At 61.0% G+C, this 503-nt stretch carries 1 protein-coding gene; it reads right to left on the reverse strand.

Going from position 1 to position 503, the window contains the following annotated elements; genetic code table 11:
* The coding region (locus tag OC610_RS28745) for a methyl-accepting chemotaxis protein (RefSeq protein ID WP_264433180.1) at positions 1-503 on the reverse strand (503 nt) is incomplete at both ends.

Here is a 503-nt window from a genome sequence, read left to right on the forward strand (position 1 = left end):
TGCCGCTGTAGGTGTAGCCACGTACCTGGTAGCGCGCCTGCTGGATCAGTTTGCTCAGTTCGACGATGCCGTTGAATTGAGGGACGCTGTCGCCTTGGCGCAGGGCGTTTTCGATTTCCGTCACCTTGGCCACGGCGTTGTCGGCGTTCGCGCCCAGCTTGGATCGGGCCGACTCGCGGTTCTGCGTCGCCTGGGTCAGGTCGGCAAAGGAGCGTTTGTATTCGTCGAGAATAGCCAGTTGCTGATTGAGCAATTCCTGGTCTGCCGGTCGTACAAAGCGCTTGAGGGCGGCTTGTACGCTTTCCTGAATCTTGCCCAGAAGCTCGCTCACGGCTGCGGGCCCCTGTTCGCCGCGACGCATCTCGTAGTCGAGGCGGGCGACTCGCAGGTCCTTGGCGAACTCATTGAGGCTGGCGATGGACGCCTGTTTATCTGAGCGGCTGATCACGCTACTCAGGCTGTTCCAGCCTGCGAAGGTGCTCAGGAGGGTCATGAGGAGCACC

Origin of the sequence: Pseudomonas agronomica (assembly GCF_025917275.1) — a bacterium.
Lineage (GTDB): Bacteria > Pseudomonadota > Gammaproteobacteria > Pseudomonadales > Pseudomonadaceae > Aquipseudomonas > Aquipseudomonas agronomica.